Consider the following 24606-nt stretch of genomic DNA (forward strand, 5'->3'; position numbering starts at 1 on the left):
TGGGCTTTTCCGGAATTCCCAAAGTCCAACAGAGACGCATGTAAAGTTATAAGTGGCTACAGGATATAATGGCCAGTCTCTCAGATACAGCCCCGTAAGCTCCCCAAATTAGCACGTTCAGGTGTCTGTAAAGGACGCTGCCAACTACCGCACCAGCTGGGAGAACAACCGCTGCAGGGTTGCCTGAGGATCTTCACACAGCCCCGGGTGAATGGCGGAAAGCTGCACCACTGTACTGCGCGCCGAGGTCAGCCACCGGAACCTGGAGGCAATGGCCTGTTGCCCAATCACCCCGCCCTCTCTCCTGCCGGCGCAAATTTTCACAAACGCCTGTAACCGCTGCTCCAGCTCCTGCACATCCAATTCTCCGGAGAAGACCCGCAGTCTCTCCTCGTTCAGTTTATAGGCTGTCTGCAGGAAACCCTGTGATGCGCAGAACAGAATCACCCCTACATTGAGAAATTCCTCGCGCGCCACACACGGCACCACCCGTATTACGGCATACTCAAATAAGTGCTTTTCTTGCATGTTGCGCGGCGTTAATAAATACCTCAGAATGAGCCAGTCTGGTCTCCAGAAAAGTGACGTAAGCAGCCCGATTTTCCTCTGGCGTAGTGAACGGGGAGTCTGCCCCCGCCAGCCATTCATCTGGCACCAGCGCCACAATGGCTTGGAGCCGCTCAGGGGTCAGGATCTGTTTGAATGCCTGGTCTACCGCCTCCAGCTCACTGGCTTTGGGAAGGAGCACATGGTCTTTGATCTGCACAAATGGCTTTTTGGCCTGCTCTTCCACGTTTGGCCAGGAGTGGTGAAAATAAAAGGCGGCCCCGTGGTCAATCAGCCACAGTTCTTTGTGCCACATGAGCATATTGGTGTTGCGGGCGGTTCGGTCTACATTGACTACCAGACAGTCAAGCCAGACTATCTGTGAGGCCAGCAGCGGGGTCACAGAATTCACCAGGGCATCATAGGTGATGGCCCCGGAGAGATAGTGGAGGCCCAGGTTAAGCCCCTCGCTAAACCGGAGCAGGTCCTGAATCTCCTCATCTGGCTCGGTGCGGCCAAAGGCCTCATCCAGGTGGGCAAACACCAGTTCAGGCACGCGCAACCCCAGCAGGCGGGCTATCTCGCCAGAGATCAGCTCCGCTATCAGAGCTTTGATCCCCTGCCCGGCGCCTCTGAATTTGAGCACGTAGAGAAAGTCATCATCTGCCTCAACAATGGCGGGCAGGGAGCCGCCCCTCCCGCAGCGGGGTGACGTAGCGGGTCACCTGCACGGTCCTAATTTCCGGTGGAGAATCTTTCATAGGCTTGGTCTGTTGGCGGCACCCAATGAAGGAGCCGCCTGCAAAGGTGCCTATTTTCCGCAGAACTTTCAGCCATCTGACACAACCAATCCAGAGACAAACGCCATCCTCTTTTAAAAATGCGCTACTGCCCTCTTCATCGTTAGAGAGGTAAGCGTTATTGTTTAGGTCTACCCTATCCCATCAGCCTCGTTTTCCGTTTTCGCCTGGTTTTGGAAAAACAGGCCGAAAACAGCCGGCTTTTTTACTTTTACCCACAATTGAATTTTCCATTCGGCCACACTACCTGCACTTTTTTTGTAAATTTGAGGTTAGAGCCAAATACCTTGGCCGAGAAGCATGGAATTAGCAAGATTAGAGATTAAAGGCTTTAAGAGCTTCGGCGATAAAGTCACCATCAATTTTGACAGCGGCATTACGGGCATTGTGGGGCCCAACGGCTGCGGCAAGAGTAATATTGTAGATGCCATCAGGTGGGTGCTGGGCGAGCAGAAAACCCGAAATCTGCGCTCAGACAAGATGGAGAGCGTGATTTTCAACGGCACCAAAAACCGGAAGCCGCAGCAGCTCGCAGAGGTGAGCCTTACGTTCAACAACAACAAAGGCATTCTGCCCACCGAGTATTCACAGGTGACCATCACGCGCCGCTACTACCGTTCCGGCGAGAGCGAGTACCTGCTCAACAACGTCACCTGCCGCCTCAAAGACATCAATGACCTGTTCCTGGACACGGGTATCGGGTCAGATTCCTATGCCATCATTGAGCTCAAGATGGTAGATGATATCCTCACCGACAAGGACAACTCCCGCCGGAACCTGTTTGAGGAAGCCGCCGGCATCTCCAAGTTCAAGGTGCGCAAGAAGCAGACCCTCCGCAAGTTAGAGGAAACCGATGCAGATTTGGAGCGCGTGGAAGACGTCTTATTTGAGATTGGAAAGAATTTAAAAAGCCTGGAACGCCAAGCCAAAACTGCCGAGCGATACATTGGGCTGAAAGACGAATACAAGAAACTGAGTTTGGAGTACGCCCGCCGCAACATTGGCCACCATCAGGAGGCGCTGGAGCGGCTGGAAAACGAACTCAAAAAAGAAACCGACCGCAAGGGCGAATATTCTGAGGAACTGGCCGCGCTGGAAGATGCCGTGCAGGAGCAGAAAACGCTGGTAGACCGTACCCAACTGCAACTCCAGAACACCCAGAAAGAAGTACATGAACATACAAGCCAGCTAAGACAGCTGGAAAATGAGATTAAGCTGAAGAGCGAGCGGAATCTTTATTTGAAAGAGCGTGCCCGCACCTTGCACCAGCAGATTAACCAGGACACCGCCAATATCGGGCAGACCGAGGCCAGTTTGGGCCAGCTGCAGAATGACCTGGAGCAGGTGCAGGAAGAACTGTTGATTTCTGAGGAGCAGCTGAACATGACCAAGAAGGAACTGGAGCATGTGAACCAGCAGAAAAACGACCTTCAGAAGGAAATGCAGGAGAAAACCCTTGCCCAGCGCCAGCTGCAGAACGAGGTCTTCTCTCTGAACAAGAACATTGAGATTACCCAGGTCCAAATCCAGACGCACCGCGCCGAACTGGAGCGCATGCAGCAGATGGAAGGCTCTGAAAATCAGCTGGCCGAGCAATACCAATCGGCGCTGGCCGAAACCCAGGAGCAGCTTGAGGAGGCGCAGAGCAAACTGGTGGCCCTGCAGGAAGCTGAGCGGCAGCTGCAGGAGGAAATGACGAAGACGGAGACAACCCTGCAGGAATACCGGCAGCAGCTCATTGACATCAACCGTCAGCTGGACTCCAAGAAAAACCAGTACACGCTCACAAAATCTTTAGTAGACAACCTGGAAGGCTTCCCAGATGCCATCAAGTTTCTGTACAAGTCCAAGACCTGGCAGAAGCCGGCGCCGCTCCTCTCAGACATCATCTCCTGCGACCAGGAATACAAGGCGGTGATTGAGACGTACCTGGAGCCGTACATGAACTTCTTCGTGGTAGACACGCCCACAGATGCCGTGGAGGCCATTCACCTGCTCAACAACCAGAACAAGGGCCGCGCCAACTTCATCATTCTCTCTGAGGTGGAAGACCTGGAAATGCCCGCCACCTTGAGCACGCCCAAGTACAAAGCCGCGCTGGAAGTGGTGCAGGCCGAGGAAAAATACCACTCGCTGCTGCGCTACATGCTCAACGAGGTCTACATCAGCAGCACTTCTGATACGGAGTTGTTCCTGAGCGACGGACGCACGTACATTTTGAAAGACGGCTCGGTGATTAAAAAGCCGTTGAGTTTATCGGGCGGTTCGGTGGGCCTGTTTGACGGCAACCGGCTGGGCCGAAAACAAAATCTGGAGAAGCTGGCCGAAGAACTGGAGGCGCTGAAAGAAGAGCAGGAGCTGATGAAAAGCAAAATCAGCACGCTGCAGCACGTCTTGCAAAACCAGAAAGAATCTACCCAGGCCGAAGCCATACGTTTGCAGGAGCGCGAAATCAATGCGCTGCAACAGGAACTGGTGAGCCACAAGGTGCGGTACGAGCAGTTCCAGCTCAACCTGCAGAACCAGGCCAGCAAAAAAGACGAGCTCTTCGAGAAAATCCAGGAACTGGGCGAAACCTTGGCGGACCTCCTCCCCGACTCTGAAAGCAAGAACCTCACCCTGAAAGGCTATGAAAATGAGCTGCAGGGGCTGGCGCAGTTGCTTGAGAAGCAGAATGAAATCATTACTGAGGTCAGCGGCATCTTTAACCAGGAGAACATCAAGTTCCACCAGTTAAAGAACCGCCTGCAGAGCATTCAGCAGGAACTGGCCTACAAGCAGAAAACGGTGATGAACCACCAGGAGCGCCTGGTGCAGCTGCAAGATGAACTGGCCAAGGCCGAAGATGAAACCGTGGCCCTGGAGCAGTTCGTGGAAGATCAGACCGCCCTCTTAGAGGAAGGCATGGTGGCTCGCAAAGACATGGCCCGCGAACTGGACGAGGTGGAGAAAGCCTATTTCCAGCTGCGCGGTGAGGTAGATGAGAAAGAGAAAACCATACGCGAGCTGCAGCGCAAGAAGCAGAACACAGATGAGGTGTTCCAGAGCATGAACCAAGCCATCACCGACACCCGCATCAAGCTGGTGGCCGTGATTGAGCGCCTCTCGGCGGAATTCAACATGAGCCCGGAAGAACTGGCCGAGGCCCCGTCTGAGAAGCTGGACATCAGCAACGAGGAACTGAGCCAGCAGGTAAGCACCATCAAGCAGAAGCTGGACAACGTGGGCCCGGTGAACCCCATGGCCGCCGAGGCGTACCAGGAAATTGAAACCCGACACCAGTTCATCTTGTCTCAGAAGAATGATCTGGTAGATGCCAAGCAGCAGCTGCTGGATACCATTGCCGAGATTGACACCGTGGCCAAGGAGAAGTACCTGACCGCCTTTGACCAGATCAAGGAGAACTTCATCCGGGTGTTCCGCTCGCTGTTCACCGAGGAAGATACCTGTGATTTGTACATCGCAGACCCTAGCAACCCGCTGGAATCAAAGATTGAAATCATGGCCCGCCCTAAAGGCAAACGCCCGTTGACCATTAACCAGCTGTCTGGCGGCGAGAAAACCTTGACGGCCATCTCCCTGCTGTTTGCTATCTATCTCTTGAAACCGGCTCCGTTCTGTATCTTTGATGAGGTAGACGCGCCCCTAGATGATGCCAACATTGACAAGTTCAACAACATTGTCAAGAAGTTCTCTGGTGAATCTCAGTTCATTGTGGTGACCCATAACAAACGCACCATGGTGTCTACTGATGTGATTTACGGCATTACCATGCTGGAGGCAGGTGTGTCACGGGTGATCCCGGTAGATTTACGTGAACTAGCCCCAGAACCAGACCAGGTTGAGGCAATGTCGGCGTAAATTTTTGGCGTTTCCGGGCTGTTTTTCTGAAAACAGCCCGGAAACGCATTCAATTCCTAATCACGCAAATGAGAATTGAGTATGAAACGAGGCGGTGCCTAGTCTCTACATCTTCTAAAATAAAAGAGCGTTTTTGGCCTGCTTTTCTGAAAACAGGTCAAAAACGCTCTTTTTGTTTACTATAATACTTTCTTAGCGTACGCCTTGCGCCGGGTACTTAGGGGTAACGGTGCGGTAGAAAGCTTTGATTTTCTCCAGGTCAGCCTCATAATCGCCGGTAGGGTAAATGATAGGACCTATCCCTGCCTCTTTTTTAGCATAGTCCAGAAATCCCAGAACAATAGGCACCCCGGCTCCCATGGCGGCATGATAAAACCCTTTTTTCCAGCGGGGCTGGTATTTACGGGTCCCTTCGGGGGTTACCATCATGATCATCTGCTCATGGTCTTTGAACAGGTCTACCATGAAACTGACCAGGTTGTTGTTCTTCTTCCGGTCAACGGGAATGGCACCCATAGAACTGATCAGGTTCCCAATGGGGAAGAAAAAAGCCTCTTTCTTGATGGTCATCCTCACGGGAATATCCATTAGGTAAAAAGCGGCTCTGGAGTATACAAAATCCCAGTTGCTGGTATGGGGTGCCGCAATCATAACGGCTTTTTTAAGGTCAGGGGGAATGTTGCCTTTTAGCTTCCAGCCGGCAACTTTAAATATGATCTTGGATAACAGTTTCCCGAACATTTTCTTTTAATAGCAGAACAGGCTACAATATTACGAAAAAAACCAGCCGGTTTGGCTGGTTTTCTTTAAGAAGCCCCACTATCTGAGCAGCGCCAGTTTGCGCTCCCTGAAAAGATAAATTTGCAGGCCCAAGTTCAGCGACGGGCCAAACTTGGTGAGGTAGCTGTTCTCTCCTCCAGACGCTCGCTTTTCTTTATACCGGGCCACCATGATGGCCGGTTCAATGGCCACCTTTGGGTTAATAAACATGGCATATCCTATCCCTCCCTTCAGTTCTGAGATATTGGTTTTACGTGAGTTAGCCTCGTTGTTTTTTCCAACAGAATAACTGGCTTCCCCAAAAATACCATTGTTCAGGTAATACCGCACAAACGGGCCTACCAGCAGATACGTCTGGCGCGTGTCACTGCCGCCGTCTGTAGAAGTGCGGGTATGGTTGAGGGTGGCTCGCCCCCCTATGGCCACATCATGCAGAATGAAATAGCCCGCCTTTACATCAAAGTCAAACTGCTGCTCTGAGCTGGAGATTTCCTGACTGCCAAAGTTGTTGTTTACATCCCGGTAGGCACCGGTTATGCTCCCGCCTACCATGACAGATCGTTGAATGATCTTAGCGGGAATTAAGGTACCTCTGTTTTCTTGCGCCATAGCCTTTGAAAAACTCAGAAGTACCAGGAGAGAGTATATTGCTTTTTTCATATAACCAATGTTAAGATGACCCTGATCTTTTTTTTGGTTTATACGAAGCAACACTTCTAATATTTATACCTTATTCAAAGTATATAATAGCACTATATCTTGATTTTAATCTTTATTACTCTTCCATTACCAGCGCTTGAATCTCTTTGTAAAGCAACAGGGTGTACTCATACCCAATCTCAAAAATCTCCTGTGCTTTGTTAAGGGCGTAGATGTGGTACTCCTTCAGTTTAGGCGGCTCCAGAAAAAGATCACAGTAAGCAATGCGGGGCCTGACATTGGCATTTAGGGCGAGGTGGAAAATGCGCTCTGTCACCTGCCGTATGCCGGGTATTTCTGAATTATGGGGTGTGGGGTTGGCATGTACCCCTATAATTTTGTCACATTCACCCGTAAGGCATTCCACGGGCAGGTTGTTGGCTATACCGCCGTCTACCAGCTGCTTCCCTTGCCAGGAGACTGGTTTAAACAACACTGGCACCGCCGAAGACGCCATTAATGCCTGCACCAAAGACCCCTCTGTGAAATAGACGGTGGTGCCCTCCACCAGGTCTAACGCTGATACAATGACTTTGCAGGAAAGGTCAGCGAAGGTTTTGCCTTGCAGGTGCTGTTCAAAGATTTTCTGCAGGGCCAGGTTGTGCAGCACACCCTTGTTCAGGGCTGGCTTGATCAGTTTAGGGACATTCAGCTCCTGTACCAGCCGCAGCACCTCCTCCGGGGAGTACCCCGCCGAAAGGAAAACAGCGGTAATGGCCCCTGAACTCACCCCAGAGATGACATTGATGGGAACATTTAATTCCCGCAGCGCTTTCATCACCCCCAAATGAACCACCCCGCGGGCAGCGCCACCAGAGAGACACAGCCCCAACCGCATAGGTTACAGCTCTGAGAACTTAAAGATCTGGTCTACCCGCACCCCCTTCTCTGTATGCTTTACGGTACAGCACTCATTGGAGGCATCATGCTCAAAGAACAGCACCCACTGCTCATCGGCGGCCTTGTTCAGAAAGATCTCCTTCTCCCGGAGGGTGAGCAACGGACGGGTATCATACCCCATCACGTACGGCAACGGCAGGTGCCCCACTGAAGGCAGCAGATCAGCCATGTAGCAAAGTGTATGTCCTTTGTACTGAAGCCGCGGCACCATCATCTTATCTGTGTGCCCATCTACGTACGTTAACCCGAAGCCTGGCAAAAACTCCTCCTGCCCTACCGGTATAAACTTGAGTTGCCCGCTCTCCTGAATTGGAAGAATATTCTCTTTGAGGAAACTGGCCTTCTCCCGCGGGTTAGGCTGGGTGGCCCACTGCCAATGGTCTTCATTGGTCCAGTAGGTGGCGTTTGGGAAAACCGTTTCCAGTTTTCCGCCGGCACCATATTTCACGGAACCGCCGCAATGGTCAAAGTGCAGGTGGGTGAGAAACACATCGGTGATATCGGCAAAGCCGAAACCAGCCTGCCGGAGGGAATTCTCCAGGGAGGCATCACCGTGCAGGTAGTAGTGGCTGAAGAATTTGGCGTCTTGCTTGTCACCAATGCCGTTGTCAATGAGCACCAGCCGGTTCTGAGTCTGGACCAGCAGGCAGCGCATGGCCCAGGTGCAGAGGTTGTTCTCATCTGCGGGGTTGGTACGCTGCCAGATGGTTTTGGGCACCACCCCAAACATGGCACCCCCATCTAGTTTAAAGTTGCCGGTTTCAATTGGGTAAAGCGTGAACGACATAGGCTTGCGTTTTGCGTCTGTTTTAAGAAAAAGAGGCCAAAAACAGAAACTACTCTGTCACCACCCCCATCTCACTGAATTTCTCAATGCGGGACATGATACGGTCTTCTGGCGACTGGGCCTCTAACTCAGCAATGGTCTCCAGAATCTTTTTCTTGAGGGTTTTCACCATTTTCTCCGGGTTAACGTGCGCCCCCCCCAGCGGCTCTTTGATGATGCCATCTACCAGCTTGTTGCCTAACATGTCTTTGGCGGTAAGTTTGAGGGCCTCAGCCGACTGCTCTTTGTAGTTCCAGCTTCGCCAAAGGATAGTGGAGCAGTTCTCTGGCGAGATAACTGAATACCAGGAGTTCTCCAGCATGTACACGCGGTCGCCAATGCCAATACCCAACGCTCCACCGGAGGCGCCTTCCCCAATAATGATACAGATTACCGGCACCTTGAGCATGAACATCTCCTTGAGGTTGCGGGCAATGGCCTCGCCCTGGCCGCGCTCTTCGGCCTCCAGCCCCGGGAACGCGCCGGGGGTGTCAATGAGGGTCACAATGGGCTTGTTGAACTTCTCAGCCAGCTTCATGAGGCGCAACGCCTTGCGGTACCCTTCAGGGTTGGCCATCCCGAAGTTGCGGTACTGGCGCTCCTTGGTGTTGCGGCCTTTCTGCTGGCCAATGAACATGATGGTCTTGCCGTCTACTTCGCCAAAACCGCCTACCATGGCTTTGTCATCCCGCACGTTGCGGTCGCCGTGCAGCTCTATAAAAGAAGTGGTGAGCTGGTTGATATAGTCTAACGTATAGGGGCGCTCCACGTGACGGGAGAGCTGCACCCGCTGCCAACGGGTGAGGTTGGCGTAGGTTTCCTTCTTGAGTATCTTGATCTTTTCTTCTAACGCCTGCACCGCCTCGGTTACGTCTACCTGACTTTCAGCGGCCAATTTCTTCATCTCAGCTAGCTTTCCTTCTAACGAGGCGATAGGTTGTTCAAAATCTAACAGCATAGTGTTGCGTCTTGAGTCTTGCTTTTGTGTGACTACAAAGGTAAACGAAACTTACGATCTTTAGTACAAGGTATTTTAAGGGGACAGACGCAAATTTTTTCGGTTTGAAAATGAACAGGTTAGTCCTGTTTCAGTTTTTCTTTCACACTTTTTCGCCCCTTGCTGTTGCGTGGTAATATTTCACCCGCCATATTTGCACCATCAAAACGGAGATAGTTGGTCTCCGGAAGATGTTGGTCCGGTAGTTCAGTTGGTTAGAATGCCGCCCTGTCACGGCGGAGGTCGCGGGTTCGAGTCCCGTCCGGACCGCTAGAAGCCCCTCAAGAAATTGAGGGGCTTTTTTTATGCCCTCCTTTCCCTGCGTTTCCCTTACCTGCCCCGTGCTCATTGTTCCTGGCACTGTGTATTTATAAGCTGTTATCAATTTCTTTTTGGTTTCAATTTAACTGGCTCGTACTCGCATCCCTCCTGCATCAGTTTTTTTTATTACCCGCCATCCTGAATTAATTCAGGGGTAAGCACCACCTATGACATCGTTTTGGGGCTGTTTTCAGAAAATCAGCTCCAAAACAGAAGCTGATTTCTTTGACAGGCAAAGCCTGTGATTTGTAGCCCCATTGATGAAAAAAAATACGTTAGCCCGTTTGAGTTTACCCACCTCTGCTTTGAGGCTTTCTTCTCTTTGCCTGGTCCAGGTTAAGGTTTTGCATGGTTAGGAGTTGCTTCTGTTTTTGGCCTGTTTTCCTGAAAGTAGGCAAAAAACAGAACAGAATATCAGTGATTCTTTACAGGCAACAGCTTACATAGAGGCTATTTCCTAAAGGCGTGCCAGAACCTGATCAGAGTACCTCCTCTTGCTCTCAGAAAGGGTGAGCATGACACAACCAGTTACTTTCACCAGACAAGACGCTTTAATGGAAGAAAAAAAATCAACCAGCTTCTGAGTTAGAAGCACTCCCCTGCTACTTTGTTCCATGGGCAAAACAGGCTTGTAACTTGCTAACTATTACCCTACTAGTGCTTGTAGCTGTTTTAGGCCTGTTTTACAGAAAAGAGATCTAAAACAGAAATGTGTGCTGGCGCTGCATTTTTTTTCTCTTTTAACTCCCCTGCTCTTGCATCATAATATTAAACTCCCCATATTTGCACCATCAAAACGGAGATAGTTGGTCTCCGGAAGATGTTGGTCCGGTAGTTCAGTTGGTTAGAATGCCGCCCTGTCACGGCGGAGGTCGCGGGTTCGAGTCCCGTCCGGACCGCTAGAAGCTCCTCAAGAAATTGAGGGGCTTTTTTTATGCCTTCTTTCCGCATCACGCCTTTTCTCATTAGAGAAAAGGCCAAAGAAATTCCAGCCCCAGGAGCTTCTATCTACGGTCCATCACTGTTCCAGAAGAAACCACGGCTTTAAAAGCCTCTTGTACCCACCCAAGCCATGCGTGCTGTATTCAAGCCTGAAAACCGCCACTCCCATGCCACCTGGCCAAGCAGAATCACTGTTTCCAGGCTTCGCCTTACTGAATGCTCCTATTACTTAGAAAGGGTTAGTGGCCAAACAGGTTTTAACTTCAGAGTTGGCGGGAAAAAGCAAGGTTCTGCTTAAGCTAAATGGTAGTAGCTTTCACACCCTACCTATGACAAATTTCAGCCACTCCTCATGAACAGGAAACAGCTTCTGCAAGGCAAGCAAGTAGGTTAAATTGTGAGGTAGAAACTAGTAAGCAGCAACAGGGGAGTTCCTGAAAAGACCAGCCCTACTACCCAACAATGATGTTTGATTCTTTTAAAATACTCCTATTTTCAGGCGCAAAGCCAGGTAATACATGGGACCTGACCATCCAGCCGCAGCCTGCTCCTTCCAGAAAGGCTCACCTAAGATATATTCAAATTATAGTTGGTTGAAAATTTCAAACGTGCCGTCAGAGAAGCATACAATCACTTTCACAGGAACCCTCCCGTTACCCGCAGGCCCAGATGGCACTTGTGCTTGTGACTCTTCTCCCCCTTGAACTTTTTCCTGTAGCTCTACCTTTTTCTGCAGATGTGGGGCTGAGTCTTCCGGAGAAAGCGCAGCAGGAATTTGCTGCTGGATCAAAGAGGGCTTAGCTACTTCTCTTAGCATTTCGCCATTTCCTAACAGGAGCCACAAGGGGTTCACTTCCTCAAAGCGGGCCAGCAATTTTTGCACAACCTCCAGACTCACCTTATTCCGGGCAGAGAGTATGTGGCTCATTACCGGGCGCGCCACTCCTATTTCATCGGCAAAGGCGGCGGGGCCCAACCCGCTCCAGTCCATTAACTCCTTTATCTTAGGTAAGAGATCACTCATGTGTACATTGTATTACAACTGTGGCAAAAGAGATGGCCTATACTCCTCTAAAACAATAAACGGTTGGTCCTTCTGTTGACAAGTAGCTTATTTCACCCAAACGTCAGGCTGAAGACAAACTACCTATTTACCTTATTTACAGATTATTATTACAAACGTCACCTCTCTGATTTATGGGAGCAGTATTTACTGTTTACAAAAACAAGAGGCTGTTTACAAATGTAAAACATTTGTAAACAGGTTTTCCTATTCACTTTGAATTACTTTTAAGGGATATAGGTAAAGTATATTCCATTGAAATCCGGATTTGATATATCAGGAAGCATACTGAAGATGAGGCTGAGGTGTGGTGACACAATGACACTGGTCTCAACTATTCCTTTTTCAAGGGAGAAGGAAGGCGCCAGTGCTTGTCATTTTCAAAATGAATGGGCAGAAGCTTCAGCTTCTTTCCTTCCGCAGATTAGCCAGAGTTGCAGATGGAAATGAGGTTCAACAGCTTTGGCCTAAGGAGAACCTTTTTTAGGCAGAGGCCGGCATTTTGTACACTTCCGCTGCTTATCAAATTTCACCTACAAAAAAGAGACCGTAAGAATGCTGCTCAAAACATGAGCAGCATTCTTACGGTCTCTTTTTCAAGAAGACCTTCTAGCTGGAGAGATCTTAGAATTATTTAAAATAGGCTAACTCCAAATCCCGATCATGCCCGTACAGGTCATCCCGGAAATGGATAGCTCCGTTGTCATCTACCCAAGAAGTAAAGTACACAATGTACACCGGCACCTTGGCAGAGAGGTTAACGTATTTTTCCTCCCCTCCGTGCATGGCGGCTTTGATGGCAGAAGAGGTCCATTTCTTCTGATCTTTGAGCAGGTACTGGGCCAGTTCAAAAGGTTTTTCAATTCTGATACAGCCGTGGCTAAACCCTCTTTCTGTCTGGTTGAACAAATGGTCTGACGGGGTGTCATGCAGATACACGTTGTGTTCATTGGGGAAGATGAATTTGACAAACCCCAACGGGTTCTTTTTTCCTGGCCGCTGCCGAACGCGGTATTTGAAATTCTCATCTACGGTAGTCCAGTCAACTGAGGAGGCGGGCAACACCTCCACCTGGTTGTTGCCTATGTCTTTCACCAGCTCCATATCATTACTGGCTAAATAATTGGGATTACGGGCCTGGGCGGGGGCAATCTCTTCACGCAAGATCTGTGGGGTGATGTTCCAGAATGGGTAGAACACTATATACTCCAGTTTATCACTAAAGACAGGGGTGGCATGCATTTCTTTCCCTACCACCACTTTCATGGTCAGCACCTCCTTGCCCTTCTCCCGCACATGCAGGGCATACTCCGGTATGTTTACAAAGATATATTTGTCTTCAAACCGCTTGGGTACCCAGCGCCAGCGCTCCATGTTAATAATAATCTGGTCAATACGTTCCTCAATGGGCACGTTCATAACCCGCAGGGTCTCCCCGCCCACAACGCCGTCTGGTTTCAGGCCGTGGCGTATCTGGAAGTGTTTGACCGCGTCGGCCAGCTCTTTGTCATAAAGGGTAGATTTATTGGCTTGGGCAGCGGCTTTCCCCAAAATGCGGTGCCGCAGTGCCAGCACCGCTTGTGAAGAGTCATTTGGCTTGAGCGTTTTAGCAATGCCCTCAATTTTAGGCCATCCGCCCTCCTGCTTGGCCAAACGGTAGTTCTTCAGGGCTTCCCGTAGTCTGATGTACCCGGGGTGCAACGCCTCAAACTCATAGTAGGGATAGCGGCTCTCCCGCTCCTTCAGAATGGTTTGCAGGGCCTTGTGCAGCTTAATCTTGTTCTTTTTCACCTCCCACTCAATGTTGTCCATGCTTCTGGGGTCAACCGTTCCGCGGTAAAAATCAGAGGCATAGTTAAAATAGGAGGCCGTGAGCGCCACGTCAATATCCTCCTGGAGCTTATGGCGGCTGGAGTCATTCTTGGCCTGCTCCAGTGACTGGAACATGGCTGGCAAGTCTTTCACCAGATAATCACGGGGGTTAAGCCCTTCTTTATGTGACTGCTTAATGACCTCCACAAATTTGAAGGCCTGCGGCACCAGCGCACCTTCCTTAAACCAGGCAAACTTATAGCCCCGTTCCCGGTAGAACAGTTTCATCAGGGACAGGTGCTCTTTAAACTCAGGCTCCTGCTTCACATAGTTCACTACAAACACACTGTCTGTGGCTTGCGGAAAATTCTGGGCGGCGGCCCGGGCAATCTTCTTCTGTTGTTTTTCCCCAGATTTGGCACAGGCGCTTAGCAGCAGCAGTACCATGGTCAACATCAGCAGAACTCTCGTATAGGGTGTATTTGCATTCATATAGGTGGTAGCATTCATATGGATAGGGGTTTATACTGATTCACAGAAATTAAGTTAGGCGCAAAACCTATCAAAAATTAGACAAAACAAATAAGCGTATATCCAGATATAGCGTAATTAAAATAAAGCAACCCAAAGGCGCTATCTCTATGACATTCAATTTCCATGCCTTTCTTTTTACACCATCCGGTATATTGCATGTAAAATCTACAACTAAACACATACCCATCTGCTCAGATGTGATAGCACACTTCATGCTTAACATAAAAAAGAATGGACTTAACCAATATACCCCACCCCATAGACCCCCACAGCTTTTCCCAACCGGCTCAGGCCCGCATCACCCACGTTGACTGGGAGTTAACCGTTGATTTTGACAATCAGAAGATTACGGGAAAAGGAAACTACACCCTCGCCCACCATGCTGCCTCAGAAGTAATTCTAGACGTGCACGGGCTAACGGTGCAGAAAGTGGTTACTAGTGCCGGGCAGGAGGTGGCGTTCACCCTCACCCCTGCAAAACCTTTTCTGGGCCAGGGGCTGGTGATACCGTTACCGGAAAACACCTGCCGCCTCACCATCTTCTTTGAGACCACCCCGGCCTCAGCGGCGCTGCAATGGCTGGCGCCCAGCCAGACTGCCGGCAAGCAGCACCCGTTCCTGTTCACCCAGTCGCAGGCGATTCTGGCCAGAACCTGGCTACCCTGCCAGGACAGCCCCAGCGTCCGGTTCACTTACACCGCGCGGTGAAAGTACCGGTGCACCTGCTGCCCCTGATGAGTGCCGAGAATCCGGAGCAGAAAAACGCCACGGGGGAGTATTTCTTCCAGATGGAGCAGCCCATTCCCTCGTACTTGCTGTCATTAGCCGTGGGTGATCTGGCGTTTGCCCCGGTGGGGGAAAGATGCGGCGTGTACGCCGAACCCGTCTCCTTACCCCAGGCGGCCCATGAATTTGCCCAGACGGAAGAAATGCTCCTGGCCGCCGAAGCCTTGTACGGCCCCTACCTCTGGGGCAGGTACGACCTGCTGGTGCTGCCGCCCAGCTTTCCGTTTGGCGGTATGGAGAACCCCCGGCTCACCTTTGTCACCCCTACCATCATAGCCGGCGACCGCTCCCTCACCAGCCTCATTGCCCATGAACTGGCCCACTCCTGGTCCGGGAACCTGGTGACCAACGCCACCTGGAATGATTTCTGGCTCAATGAAGGGTTTACGGTCTACTTTGAACGCCGCATCATGGAGAAACTGGAGGGACCGGCTTACGCTGAAATGCTGCACTCGCTGGGCTATCAGGACCTGCTGCACACACTTGAGGAAATGAAGGGCACCCCCGGTGATACCCGTCTCCGGCTGTCTCTGGAAAACCGTGACCCGGACGAAGGCTTAACCGAGATAGCCTATGAAAAGGGAAACCTGTTCCTCTGCCACCTGGAGCAGCTGGTGGGCCGGGAGAAGTTTGACGCCTTTGTGTCCCACTACTTCCGTACGTTCCGGTTCCAGTCTATGGATACCGCGCGTTTTGTCCTGTTTTTGGAAAAGGAGCTCCTAAACGGAAACCAAGAGCTGCAGGAGAAGGCGAAGGCCCAGGCCTGGATCTACCAGCCCGGCCTGCCACCCGGCGCCCCTGCCCCGCGCCGCGGCCCTGTTTGCGAAAGTGGAGGCGCAGCTCCGGCTTTGGCAGGCGGGCACCCCCGCCGCTGAACTGCAGACCGGCACCTGGAGCAGCCATGAGTGGCTCCATTTCCTTCGGGCTTTGCCCGAAAACATTTCTGCGAACCAACTGGAGGCGCTGGACCAGGCATATGGGTTCACTGAATCTGGCAATGCTGAACTGTTGGCGCAGTGGCTCCTGCTGGCTGTTAAAGCAGATTACCCGCCTGCCGCCCCCGCCCTGGAGGAATTCCTTACCCACGTGGGCAGACGCAAGTTCCTGGTGCCGCTGTACACGGCGCTGCTCCAGACCCCGGCCGGGACTCAGAAAGCCCAACAGATTTCCAGCGTGCCCGCCCCAACTACCATGCCGTTACAGCGGGCACGCTTGCCGGCCTGCTGAAAGGCCGCTAATTGGCGTTTTTCTGTTTTGGGGCTGTTTTGGCCAAAATAGCCCCAAAACAGAAAACAAAAAGGCCGATGTCTCCATCGGCCTTTTTTTATAGGTGGGCAGGGCCCGGTTATTATTCTGCCTTCTTGTTGATGGTAGACTCAGCCAGGAACGTCAGTTTCTCGTCGGTCTTCTTTTCCTCGCTCAGGGTCTCCTGCAGCAAGTTCAGCACTTCGGTCTCCCCTAAGAACTTGGCGTAGGTGCAAACGGTACCGTACCCGGCAATCTCATAGTGCTCCACACGCTGGGCGCAGGCAATGAGACCGGCATCCATCACAGAGGCCTCTGCGTCTTCTTCCATAAAGGAGTTGGCCTCTTTGATCAGGCCCTCCATGGCTTTGCATTTCTCGCCACCGGCTTTCTCTCCCAGAATTTCAAAGCATTTGTCCAGACGCTGGATCTGCTCTTCGGTTTCTTTGATATGTGCCTTGAAGGCGGCTTTTAATTTTGAGTCAGAGGCTTTCTCCATCACCAGTGGCAGCGCTTTCTCCAATTGTTTCTCAGCGCTGTACAGGTCCTGGAGTTCGTGAATAAACAGGTCTTTTAATGATGATAATTTACTAGCCATAGTTTTATGTGTTATCTGGTTTAGTTTAGAAGTCTATACGCAGGCCGGGCCTGGTAGTTTGAAGAAAATCCAAAGGAGCATATTAATTTTGGGTAAACTTTTAGCCGCCAGACCGGGTACATGTACCCGCAGCAGCCACTGTTTCACCCTTACCCTAAACGCATGGTTACACCCGAAATCGCTCCCAAAGGAACCCTCATCGCCATAGGCGGAAGCGAAGACAAAGGCACTTTCCCAAGGTCTAAGAAACGTTTTCACCTGAATTTTTTTGAACTGGGAATCCTGAAGCGGGTGATTGATGCCATGGGGGGCGTGCAGGCCAGGATAGAGGTCATCACCACCGCCTCTATGATCCCAGAGGAGGTGGGGGCCATGTACCTGAGCGCCTTTGGGGTGCTGGGCTGCCAGCAGGTAAACGTGCTGGACATACGGGAAGAGGAAGACGCCCTGAAACCCGAAAACCTGGAGCGGCTCCGGCAGGCCAGCGGCGTCATGTTCTCGGGCGGCGACCAGTCCCGCCTGTCCCGCATCTTCAACGGCAATGCCTTTCACCAGATTCTGCTGGACCGCTACAAACAGGAGCCGGGGTTTGTGATTGCCGGCACCAGCGCCGGGGCCATGGCCATGTCTGACATCATGATTAAGGGCGGCAGCAGCACCCGCTCCTTATTAAAGGGTGCCGTGAAGCTGGACCGGGGCCTGGGGTTTCAGCAGAACGTGATCTTTGACTCTCACTTTGTCAAGCGCGGCAGGTTTGGCAGGCTCATGGAGGCGGTGGCCACCCATCCGTTTAAAATAGGCATAGGCCTGGGCGAAGACACCGGCGTCCTGATCAGAGAGGGCAACATCATTGAAACCATTGGCTCCAATCTGGTCATTGTGGTTGACGGGCACCACATCAGGCACAACAACACCTCATACGCCTCTGTTGGCACGCCGCTTTCCATTGAGAACCTGCTGGTACACGTGCTGGCCTACGGCAATTACTATAACATAAAAGAGCGCAAGTTCTGTCACCAAAGCCAGGAGTAAACCACGGCACTCAACCTAAGCATTCTGTTTTGGGCCTGTTTTTGGAAAAACAGCCCCAAAACGCATTCCCCGGGTTGGTGTTCTTGTTTGGAAAAGACCGGCGCTTGTCTCATCTTGTCTGGTCAACTGCCCAAATATATGGAGGTACTTTCACTGCACTTAGGGGTCTCCCATTTCGCAACGCCCCCGGCGGCCACCCAGGCCCTGCAGGCGGCCCTGTCACAGCCCAACCAATACGGACCCACAGAGGGCATTGCCGCCTTGCGGGAAGCCATAGCCCAACGGTATCAGGAAGATGAAGGCATTTCTGTTACGGCAGAGCAGATTCTCATCACCCACGGCACCAAACACGCCCTGCACCTGTACCTCAGCTGCCTGCTCACCCCCGGGGCCGAAGTCATTGCCCCCGCCCCCTACTGGTTTGCTTTTCCGGAGATTGTGCGGCAGGCAGGCGGACAGCTGGTTTCCCTCCCGGCCAACCCGGCAAAGCATTATGCGCTGGACGTGCAGGCGCTACGGGAGAGAATTACACCCCAGACCCGCCTGCTCCTTCTCACCAACCCCGGCAACCCCACCGGCAAAGTCTATTCCCCAGAAGAGCTGCACGCGGTGGCGCAGCTGCTGGAGGAGTACCCGCAGCTGCACGTGCTTTCAGACGAAATCTATGACGGGCTGGTCTTCCCGCCTGCTAAGATGCGGAGCCTTTTACAGTTTGAGCCCCTGCGCAACAGGATAGCGGTGGTCAACGGTTTCTCCAAATCTTTTGCCATGGCGAACTGGCGCGTGGGTTATCTCATTGCCCCCGCCCCGCTCCTTCAACAGGCAACGCACCTGCAGCACCAGCTGATTGGGGGCGTCTCCCCCCTGAACCAGCTGGGGGCGGCCGCGGCCATGCACAACCGGCACGCCCTCTGGCAGAGTTACCGGCAGGACCTGCTCCCAAAGCGGCAGAAGGTTTTAGAGGCGATTGGGCAGCTACCCAACCTGCAGGCCAACGTGCCGGATGCCGGCTATTATGTTACCTTAGAGATAGAGAACTGCCTACAGGCGGCCAACCCCCGCTCCCCGTTTCAGTTGGTGGAAGAATGGGCCGCCGCCCTGAAAGACCAGCAGGGGCTGGAGGTACTGCCTGCCACCAACATGGGCATGCCTTCCACCGTGCGTATGTCCTATGCCCTCCCTGCCCCTGAATTAGACGAGGCGCTGTCGCGGCTCAGAGCGTTTGTCTCCTAACCCATACTTTCTGTTTTAGGGCTGATTTTCTGAAATCAGCCTCAAAACAGAAAAACACTCCTCCCCTGCCTATCACGCCCCACTTCTTCCGGCAAATGCTGTTCTTGGTTTCCCAGGACAAATGTCTGCGGGAAGAGCGGGAAAATACCCGTAGCTTTGCGGCTTTATTTCTAAAGCTGTGATTTTCTCTCCTCTTTACCGTAAAGAATATAAAAGTATTTTCTGGCTCGCCTACCCCGTGGTGCTGAGCCAGCTGGGCCACATTCTGGTGAGCGTGGCAGACAGCGTCATGGCCGGCCGTATTGGAACGGTACAGTTGGCGGCGGCGTCACTGGGGAACAGCATCTTCACCATTGTGCTGGTGTTTGGGCTGGGCATTTCGTTCAGCATCACCCCGCTGGTGGCCCGCGCCGATGGCCGTAAAAACCACACCCGCATTGCCCTGGTGCTCCTGAACGGCATCTTCCTGAACACCCTGGTGGGCATTGTGCTGTTCCTCGCTTTCTGGGCGCTCTCCCCGTACATTGCCTACCTGAACCAGCCGGAGGCGGTGGTGCGGTTGGCCATCCCGTACGTGAACGTGCTGTTCTTCTCAATGGTGCCGCTCATGGTGTTCCAGGCGTTTAAACAGTTTGCAGAGGGTCTCTCCCTGACCAAGCAGTCTATGTTCATCTCCATTTTTGCCAACGTGCTGAATGTGGGGCTGAACTATGTGCTCATTTATGGCAAATTGGGGCTGCCGGCCATGGGGCTGCTGGGCGCGGCCTGGGCCACCTTTATCTCCCGCGTCCTGATGGCGCTGATGATGGGCGGCTATGTGTTGCTTTTCCCAAGGTTTGCCCGCTACCGGCATTTCATGCGGCGGCAGAACCTGTCCTGGGCGCACATGTTCACCATGGTGAAACTGGGACTGCCCATTTCCTTGCAGATGATCTTTGAAATGGGGGCGTTCAGTTTTTCAGCGGTGATGATTGGCTGGATTGGCGCCCGTGACCTGGCCTCCCACCAGATTGCGTTGAACGTGGCCTCAGTAACCTACATGATGGCCAGCGGTATTTCAGCGGCGGCCACCATTAGGGTGGGAAAATTACGGGGAGCCGGAGATATGAAAGGGGTACACGTGGCCGGGTACAGCAGCCTGGTCATGGGTGCCCTGTTCATGGCCGCCAGTGCTACGCTCATCATTCTCTGCAAAGACCTTATTCCGCTGTTCTATGTGAAAGATGATGCGGCGGTGCACGCGCTGGCGGCCCAGCTTCTCATCATAGCGGCTATTTTTCAGCTCTCAGACGGTGTGCAGGTGGTAGGGCTGGGGGCGCTGCGGGGCCTGGAAGACGTGAAAGTTCCCAGCATGATCTCGCTGTTCTCCTACTGGCTCATTGCCCTGCCGCTGGGCTATGGCCTGGGCTTCTGGCTTGATTTAGGGGCGAAGGGGATTTGGCTGGGGCTGTTTACAGGGCTCACGTTTGCGGCAGTCTTACTTTTCTTCCGGTTCAGGCGGTTCAGCCCAAGATAATTTTGTAACTTAGGGATAATCAGGAAACTCATTTTAAGTTTGATTGTGTTACCGAGGCAGCTATGTCATTATCCTTTATTTCGCTGTGGCTAAGCACGCTGCTGTTTAGTCCTTCGCCCGCCGCTAAACCCGAACCTAAACCCGCCGCTGTGGAGGCCTCTGTGAGCATGATTCCCTGGTCTGGCCAGAAGCGCCTGACCTGGGATGATTTTGCCGGAAGCCCCGCCTCTGAGAACCAGCACCATGCCCTCACCTCTACCAACATGGAGATGAAGGTAAAGTGTGAAAAAAACCAGTTGAAGTTCAGGGTGGAGGCCGTGTTCAACCCGCGGGAGTCCTGGACCAAGAACCGGAAATCTGCGGCCTTACTGGCCCATGAGCAGCTGCACTTTGACCTGACTGAACTGCATGCCCGTATGCTGCGCAAGCGCCTGGCAGAGCTGCCCAATGCCTGCTCCCGCGGCGCCGCAGACTTGAACCGCTACGCCAACGAAGCCTTCACCAACTGGCATAAGGAACAGGATCTTTATGATTCACAGTGCCACCACGGGCTGGACAAAGCCAGGCAGCAGGAATGGGTGGAGAATGTGGCGGCCCGCCTGCAGGAGCTGGAGCAGTACGCCAGTTAAACCGCCTGCCCCACTACAAATACACAAATGCGTTTTGGGGCTGTTTTTGTAAAAACAGCCAAAACGCATTTCCCATCTATTCTGCCTTACAGTTTCTCCAGATCTTTAGACGCTGGGCCTGCCAACACTTTCCCAAAAGGATCAAACCGGGAGCCGTGGCAAGGGCAGTCCCAGGAGTTCTCGGCATGGTTCCACTGCACCACGCACCCTAAGTGGGTGCAGGTAGCAGAGCATGCATGACGGGCACCCTGGGCGTCACAGTACACCGCTACCTTTGCCAGCCCGCGTTGTACAATGGCCCCAGTTCCCGGGGCAATCACCTCTTCTTCTTTGCCAGCTGGTTTCACCCAATCCAGATATTGCCCGGCCACATTGAGGTTTTCCTTTAAAAATTCTTTGGCTGAGTCTGCTGATAAAGTAACCCTGCCCGGGTCGTAAAGGGCTTCCCAGGGGTTTGTGCGCTCGCAGATTAAATCAGTGATCAGGATACCGGCAATGGTGCCGTGGGTCATCCCGTGCCCAGAATCGCCGGTGGCGATGTAGACATTTTTGCTGTCACCGGGGTTGCGGCCAATGTAGCCCAGATAGTCCACCGGTTCCATCACCTGCCCAGACCATTGAAAGGCTACCTCCCGGGTCATGGGGAACCGTTCCCGGGTCCATTCCTCCAGACAGGCAAACCGCTCTGTTTCCTCGCCGGTGGCCTGGCCTGTTTTATGGTCTTCTCCCCCCACAATCAGGATCTCTGAATCAAATTCCTCCTCGCCGGCCACTGTTCCCAGCCGAACGTAATGGTAAGGGTCTGAGTCATCCCAGTACAAGGCAGTGGGAATACTTCCCTTGGGCACCCTCACCCCAACCACATAGGTGCGGTAAGGGGCTTGTTTGGTATGCATGGTCACAAAATCATTCACCGGGGTATTGGTACACACCACCAGCTGGTTGGCCGTTACCCTGAACCCGGCGTCTGTGACGGCGTGGTTGACCAAACCGGTGGTGAACTCGTTGACGTGGCTGTTGGTGTAAATCTGCCCCCCGTGGTCCAGAATACACCGTGTGAGAGCCGCTAAATACTTGATGGGGTGAAACTGCCCCTGGTCTGGGAACACCAGGCAGGGCCCCTTACTCACGCTTTCCACAGGGAGGTGCTTTAATTTCACTACCTCCTGCAACCCAAGCGTATGGCAGGCCGCCAGCTCCTCGTCCAGCTGGTCTTCTGTATCAGTGGCGCCCAGAAAGAGATACCCCGGGAGCCGCTGGAAATCACAGTCAATTTTCTCGTCGCTGATGATCTTTTCAATGCGGTTAATGGCCTCCCGGTGGCTTTGATAGGCCAGCAGCGTCTGGGCTTTGCCGTACATTTTGATCAGCTTGCTGAACCGATCATCCAGCGCCCAGGAAAGGTGGGCGGTGGTACGGCTCGTTTCTCCGCCGCAGACCTCCCCCGCCTCCAGCACCACTACCTTTTTGCCTTCCCTGGTTAAAAGATACGCCGTTGTTAAGCCAGCTATTCCAGCCCCTACCACACAGACATCGGTTGTGAGGTTATCTGAGAGCGTGGGGGTGGCAGGCATGGCAATACCTGACTGCCAAAGAGAAAGGGTGGTTCCAGTGTTGTTTTTCATAGCTTCAGGAAGTACGTTGCTTGATACGAAGGGTACCTATAGCCCTTTGTTACGAAGACATGAATGGTGGGTTGTGCTTCCCCAGATTTGTCTGGTACCGCTCCAACCTCTAACTTGGGCGCCAAAAACCATGGAGAATACCATTACGTGGCAACAGTTTGAAGCCGTAGACCTGCGGGTTGGCACCATTGTACAGGCAGAACCGTTTCCTGAGGCGCGCAAACCTGCCTATAAGCTTTGGGTTGACCTGGGGGAACTGGGCATTAAAAAATCCAGTGCGCAGATCACCAAGAGGTACCAATTAGAAGAACTGGTGGGGCAACAGGTTATCTGTGTCACCAACTTCCCGCCCAAGCAGATTGGGCCCTGGCGGTCAGAGATTCTGGTAACCGGCTTTGAAGACGAAGAGAAGAATATTGTGTTAGCCCAGCCGCAGGCAGCGGTGCCCAACGGGAAAAAGCTTATCTAGCCCTGTACCCGGGTCAGATGGCAGTTACCGGCTCAACTTTAAGGGGTTTCCCTTGCGGGGTGAGTTTGGCCTCCCGGGCACTCAAGCTGTCAATTACCTTCTCATACAATTTATCCATGGCTGCCGGGTTAGTAAGATAAAAGTCATAGCTGTGCTTAAAGGCGCTGTCAGAGACGCCGTGCTTTTTAAGAATTCCCTTTCTCAGGAGCTTAAAGACTTTGCGGGCGGTGTCTGGATGGTGCACCTGGTTGTTTACCCGCGCCTCTGCCAGATGAATGTCAATCATCACGCTGGTCATCTTCTCTTCTGGAAGCATGTCAGCGGGCTTCTCTGGCGAAGGGGTACACCCCAGCAGGAAAATGGAAAGCAAAAAGACACTAAGACGTTTTTTCACGCGGTTGTCGGTAAGATTAGGTAATTTTAGACGCTGCACAAAACTTCGCAAAGCATGAAAGACTTGGTCAGGAAGCTACGAAAATACGAGATACAGATCAGAAAGGCAATTGACTCCCAGATGCAGGGAGACTTCAAATCTGTGTTCAAGAGCTCCGGCCTGGAATTTGATGACGTTCGGGCGTACCAGTACGGGGATGACGTGCGCTCCATTGACTGGAACGTGACGGCCAAGGGCCATGGCACCTTTGTGAAGACCTACCGCGAAGAAAAAGAGCAGAACGTGTTCCTGCTGCTGGACGTGAGCGGCTCGCAGGCCCTGGGCATTCCCGGCGGACAGAAGATTGACATTGGCAAAGAGATCAGCGGCATTCTGGCCCTGGCTGCCCTCAAGCAGGGAAGCCAGCTGGGCATGATCTGCTTCAGTGATGTGAAAGAGCGGTACATTAAACCCGGCAAAGGCAATGAACATGCGTACTCGCTCATCAAAGCCCTGGCCGAACTGCAGCCCCAGTCTACCAAAACAGACATAGGGGCGGGCATTAGGCTGGCGTTGAACGTTGTCAAGCGCAAGAGCATCATCATTCTGATCTCAGATTTCATAGACAACAACTATGACCGCGAATTGACCATGCTGGCCAAAAAACACGACCTGGTGGTGCTGCAACTCATGGACAAGCGCGAAACCTCTTTCCCCGGCCTGGGCATTGTGCCCCTGCTGGACAAGGAAACCGGCAAAACCATCTGGATCAATACCTCCTCCAAAGCGTTCCGGGAAAAATACCTGGTGCCGTACGCCCAAAACCAGGAGAAACTGGCCAGGCTCTGCCGCCAGTACCAGGCAGACTTTCTCCCCATTTATGTAGACCAGGAGTATACCCTGCAGCTTGTACAGCTGTTCAGGGCCAGAAACAAGATCATGAAACGAAGTGCCTAAAACATTTTAACGCAGGTAGATTTTTCTGTTTTCGCCTGCTTTTTGAAAAACAAGGCCGAAAA

General features: G+C 52.4%; 21 protein-coding genes, 2 tRNA genes and 1 pseudogene. 12 read left to right on the forward strand and 12 right to left on the reverse strand.

The genetic code is table 11. The features are described from left to right. Window positions 1-144 precede the first annotated feature (144 nt). Window positions 145-528, reverse strand: a complete 384-nt coding sequence (locus A8O25_RS18245; RefSeq protein WP_066837955.1) for a DUF3037 domain-containing protein — start codon at window positions 526-528, stop codon at window positions 145-147. After that, window positions 506-1307: pseudogene (locus tag A8O25_RS18250) on the reverse strand (HipA family kinase). Before A8O25_RS18250 ends, A8O25_RS18245 begins: the two are co-directional and overlap by 23 nt. A 339-nt stretch (window positions 1308-1646) precedes the next feature. Here A8O25_RS18250 and smc point away from each other — a divergent pair. Continuing rightward, window positions 1647-5207, forward strand: coding sequence for a chromosome segregation protein SMC (smc, locus tag A8O25_RS18255; protein WP_066837958.1), 3561 nt, complete (start codon window positions 1647-1649; stop codon window positions 5205-5207). A 192-nt stretch (window positions 5208-5399) separates the two neighbouring features. On the opposite strand, the gene A8O25_RS18260 is transcribed toward smc, so the two are convergent. From A8O25_RS18260 to A8O25_RS18280, 5 genes are all read right to left on the reverse strand, one after another. Then, complete coding sequence (locus A8O25_RS18260; RefSeq protein WP_066837961.1) at window positions 5400-5948, reverse strand: lysophospholipid acyltransferase family protein; 549 nt, start codon at window positions 5946-5948, stop codon at window positions 5400-5402. Between the two features lie 78 nt (window positions 5949-6026). Next, window positions 6027-6596, reverse strand: a complete 570-nt coding sequence (locus A8O25_RS18265; protein ID WP_161947791.1) for a hypothetical protein — start codon at window positions 6594-6596, stop codon at window positions 6027-6029. 166 nt (window positions 6597-6762) lie between these two features. Beyond that, window positions 6763-7524: a patatin-like phospholipase family protein gene (locus A8O25_RS18270; protein WP_066837967.1), complete on the reverse strand. Its 762-nt coding sequence runs from the start codon at window positions 7522-7524 to the stop codon at window positions 6763-6765. Window positions 7525-7527: 3 nt separating this feature from the next. Beyond that, window positions 7528-8373 carry an MBL fold metallo-hydrolase gene (locus A8O25_RS18275; protein ID WP_066837970.1) on the reverse strand — a complete coding sequence of 282 codons (846 nt, stop codon included), beginning with the start codon at window positions 8371-8373 and terminating at the stop codon, window positions 7528-7530. A gap of 49 nt (window positions 8374-8422) precedes the next feature. Beyond that, a complete protein-coding gene (locus A8O25_RS18280) occupies window positions 8423-9370 on the reverse strand; it encodes an acetyl-CoA carboxylase carboxyltransferase subunit alpha (protein WP_066837973.1) in 948 nt (315 codons plus the stop codon). A gap of 235 nt (window positions 9371-9605) precedes the next feature. Here A8O25_RS18280 and A8O25_RS18285 point away from each other — a divergent pair. Both A8O25_RS18285 and A8O25_RS18290 read left to right on the forward strand, forming a co-directional pair. Further along, window positions 9606-9679, forward strand: a tRNA-Asp gene (locus A8O25_RS18285). 876 nt (window positions 9680-10555) lie between these two features. Further along, window positions 10556-10629 (forward strand) — tRNA-Asp (locus A8O25_RS18290). Between the two features lie 626 nt (window positions 10630-11255). On the opposite strand, the gene A8O25_RS18295 is transcribed toward A8O25_RS18290, so the two are convergent. Together A8O25_RS18295 and A8O25_RS18300 are read right to left on the reverse strand one after the other, a co-directional pair. Next, complete coding sequence (locus A8O25_RS18295) at window positions 11256-11696, reverse strand: helix-turn-helix domain-containing protein (RefSeq protein ID WP_153042822.1); 441 nt, start codon at window positions 11694-11696, stop codon at window positions 11256-11258. Window positions 11697-12365: 669 nt separating this feature from the next. Continuing rightward, complete coding sequence (locus A8O25_RS18300) at window positions 12366-14057, reverse strand: L,D-transpeptidase family protein (protein ID WP_241499084.1); 1692 nt, start codon at window positions 14055-14057, stop codon at window positions 12366-12368. A 255-nt stretch (window positions 14058-14312) separates the two neighbouring features. Between A8O25_RS18300 and A8O25_RS23910 the strand changes: the two genes are divergently transcribed. From A8O25_RS23910 to A8O25_RS23920, 3 genes are read left to right on the forward strand one after another with little or no spacing between them, the layout of a single operon-like run. Then, the gene (locus A8O25_RS23910; protein ID WP_241499085.1) at window positions 14313-14789 is read left to right on the forward strand and encodes a gluzincin family metallopeptidase; all 477 of its coding nucleotides are present in this window, start codon (window positions 14313-14315) and stop codon (window positions 14787-14789) included. After that, entirely contained in the window at window positions 14786-15742 is a 957-nt protein-coding gene (locus tag A8O25_RS23915) for a M1 family aminopeptidase/hydrolase (protein ID WP_241499086.1), read from the forward strand. The genes A8O25_RS23910 and A8O25_RS23915 overlap by 4 nt, the downstream gene beginning before the upstream one ends. Then, window positions 15696-16094, forward strand: coding sequence for a leukotriene A4 hydrolase C-terminal domain-containing protein (locus A8O25_RS23920; RefSeq protein ID WP_241499087.1), 399 nt, complete (start codon window positions 15696-15698; stop codon window positions 16092-16094). The genes A8O25_RS23915 and A8O25_RS23920 overlap by 47 nt, the downstream gene beginning before the upstream one ends. Window positions 16095-16215: 121 nt before the next feature. Here A8O25_RS23920 and A8O25_RS18310 read toward each other — a convergent pair whose 3' ends face one another. Beyond that, window positions 16216-16710, reverse strand: a complete 495-nt coding sequence (locus A8O25_RS18310) for a YciE/YciF ferroxidase family protein (protein ID WP_066837979.1) — start codon at window positions 16708-16710, stop codon at window positions 16216-16218. A gap of 162 nt (window positions 16711-16872) precedes the next feature. Here A8O25_RS18310 and A8O25_RS18315 point away from each other — a divergent pair, with 162 nt between their 5' ends. The 4 genes from A8O25_RS18315 (at window position 16873) to A8O25_RS18330 (ending at window position 21120) form a co-directional block, all read left to right on the forward strand. Further along, a complete protein-coding gene (locus A8O25_RS18315; protein ID WP_066838016.1) occupies window positions 16873-17742 on the forward strand; it encodes a cyanophycinase in 870 nt (289 codons plus the stop codon). 138 nt (window positions 17743-17880) lie between these two features. Next, window positions 17881-18975 (forward strand): aminotransferase class I/II-fold pyridoxal phosphate-dependent enzyme, encoded by a 1095-nt coding sequence (locus A8O25_RS18320; protein ID WP_153042823.1) that lies wholly within the window; start codon window positions 17881-17883, stop codon window positions 18973-18975. A gap of 178 nt (window positions 18976-19153) precedes the next feature. Then, window positions 19154-20491: an MATE family efflux transporter gene (locus tag A8O25_RS18325; protein WP_338152762.1), complete on the forward strand. Its 1338-nt coding sequence runs from the start codon at window positions 19154-19156 to the stop codon at window positions 20489-20491. A gap of 62 nt (window positions 20492-20553) precedes the next feature. Next, the gene (locus tag A8O25_RS18330) at window positions 20554-21120 is read left to right on the forward strand and encodes a DUF922 domain-containing protein (RefSeq protein ID WP_066837985.1); all 567 of its coding nucleotides are present in this window, start codon (window positions 20554-20556) and stop codon (window positions 21118-21120) included. 86 nt (window positions 21121-21206) lie between these two features. On the opposite strand, the gene A8O25_RS18335 is transcribed toward A8O25_RS18330, so the two are convergent. Further along, a complete protein-coding gene (locus A8O25_RS18335; RefSeq protein ID WP_066837988.1) occupies window positions 21207-22745 on the reverse strand; it encodes an FAD-dependent oxidoreductase in 1539 nt (512 codons plus the stop codon). Window positions 22746-22875: 130 nt separating this feature from the next. On the opposite strand from A8O25_RS18335, the gene A8O25_RS18340 reads away from it, so the two are divergent. Continuing rightward, the gene (locus A8O25_RS18340; RefSeq protein WP_066837991.1) at window positions 22876-23214 is read left to right on the forward strand and encodes a tRNA-binding protein; all 339 of its coding nucleotides are present in this window, start codon (window positions 22876-22878) and stop codon (window positions 23212-23214) included. A gap of 13 nt (window positions 23215-23227) precedes the next feature. On the opposite strand, the gene A8O25_RS18345 is transcribed toward A8O25_RS18340, so the two are convergent. Then, window positions 23228-23608 carry a DUF4296 domain-containing protein gene (locus A8O25_RS18345; protein WP_066837995.1) on the reverse strand — a complete coding sequence of 127 codons (381 nt, stop codon included), beginning with the start codon at window positions 23606-23608 and terminating at the stop codon, window positions 23228-23230. Window positions 23609-23662: 54 nt separating this feature from the next. Between A8O25_RS18345 and A8O25_RS18350 the strand changes: the two genes are divergently transcribed. Then, window positions 23663-24544: a DUF58 domain-containing protein gene (locus A8O25_RS18350; RefSeq protein ID WP_066837997.1), complete on the forward strand. Its 882-nt coding sequence runs from the start codon at window positions 23663-23665 to the stop codon at window positions 24542-24544. The last annotated feature ends 62 nt before the right edge of the window (window positions 24545-24606 follow it).

It is taken from the genome of Rufibacter ruber (assembly GCF_001647275.1).
Classification (GTDB): domain Bacteria; phylum Bacteroidota; class Bacteroidia; order Cytophagales; family Hymenobacteraceae; genus Nibribacter; species Nibribacter ruber_C.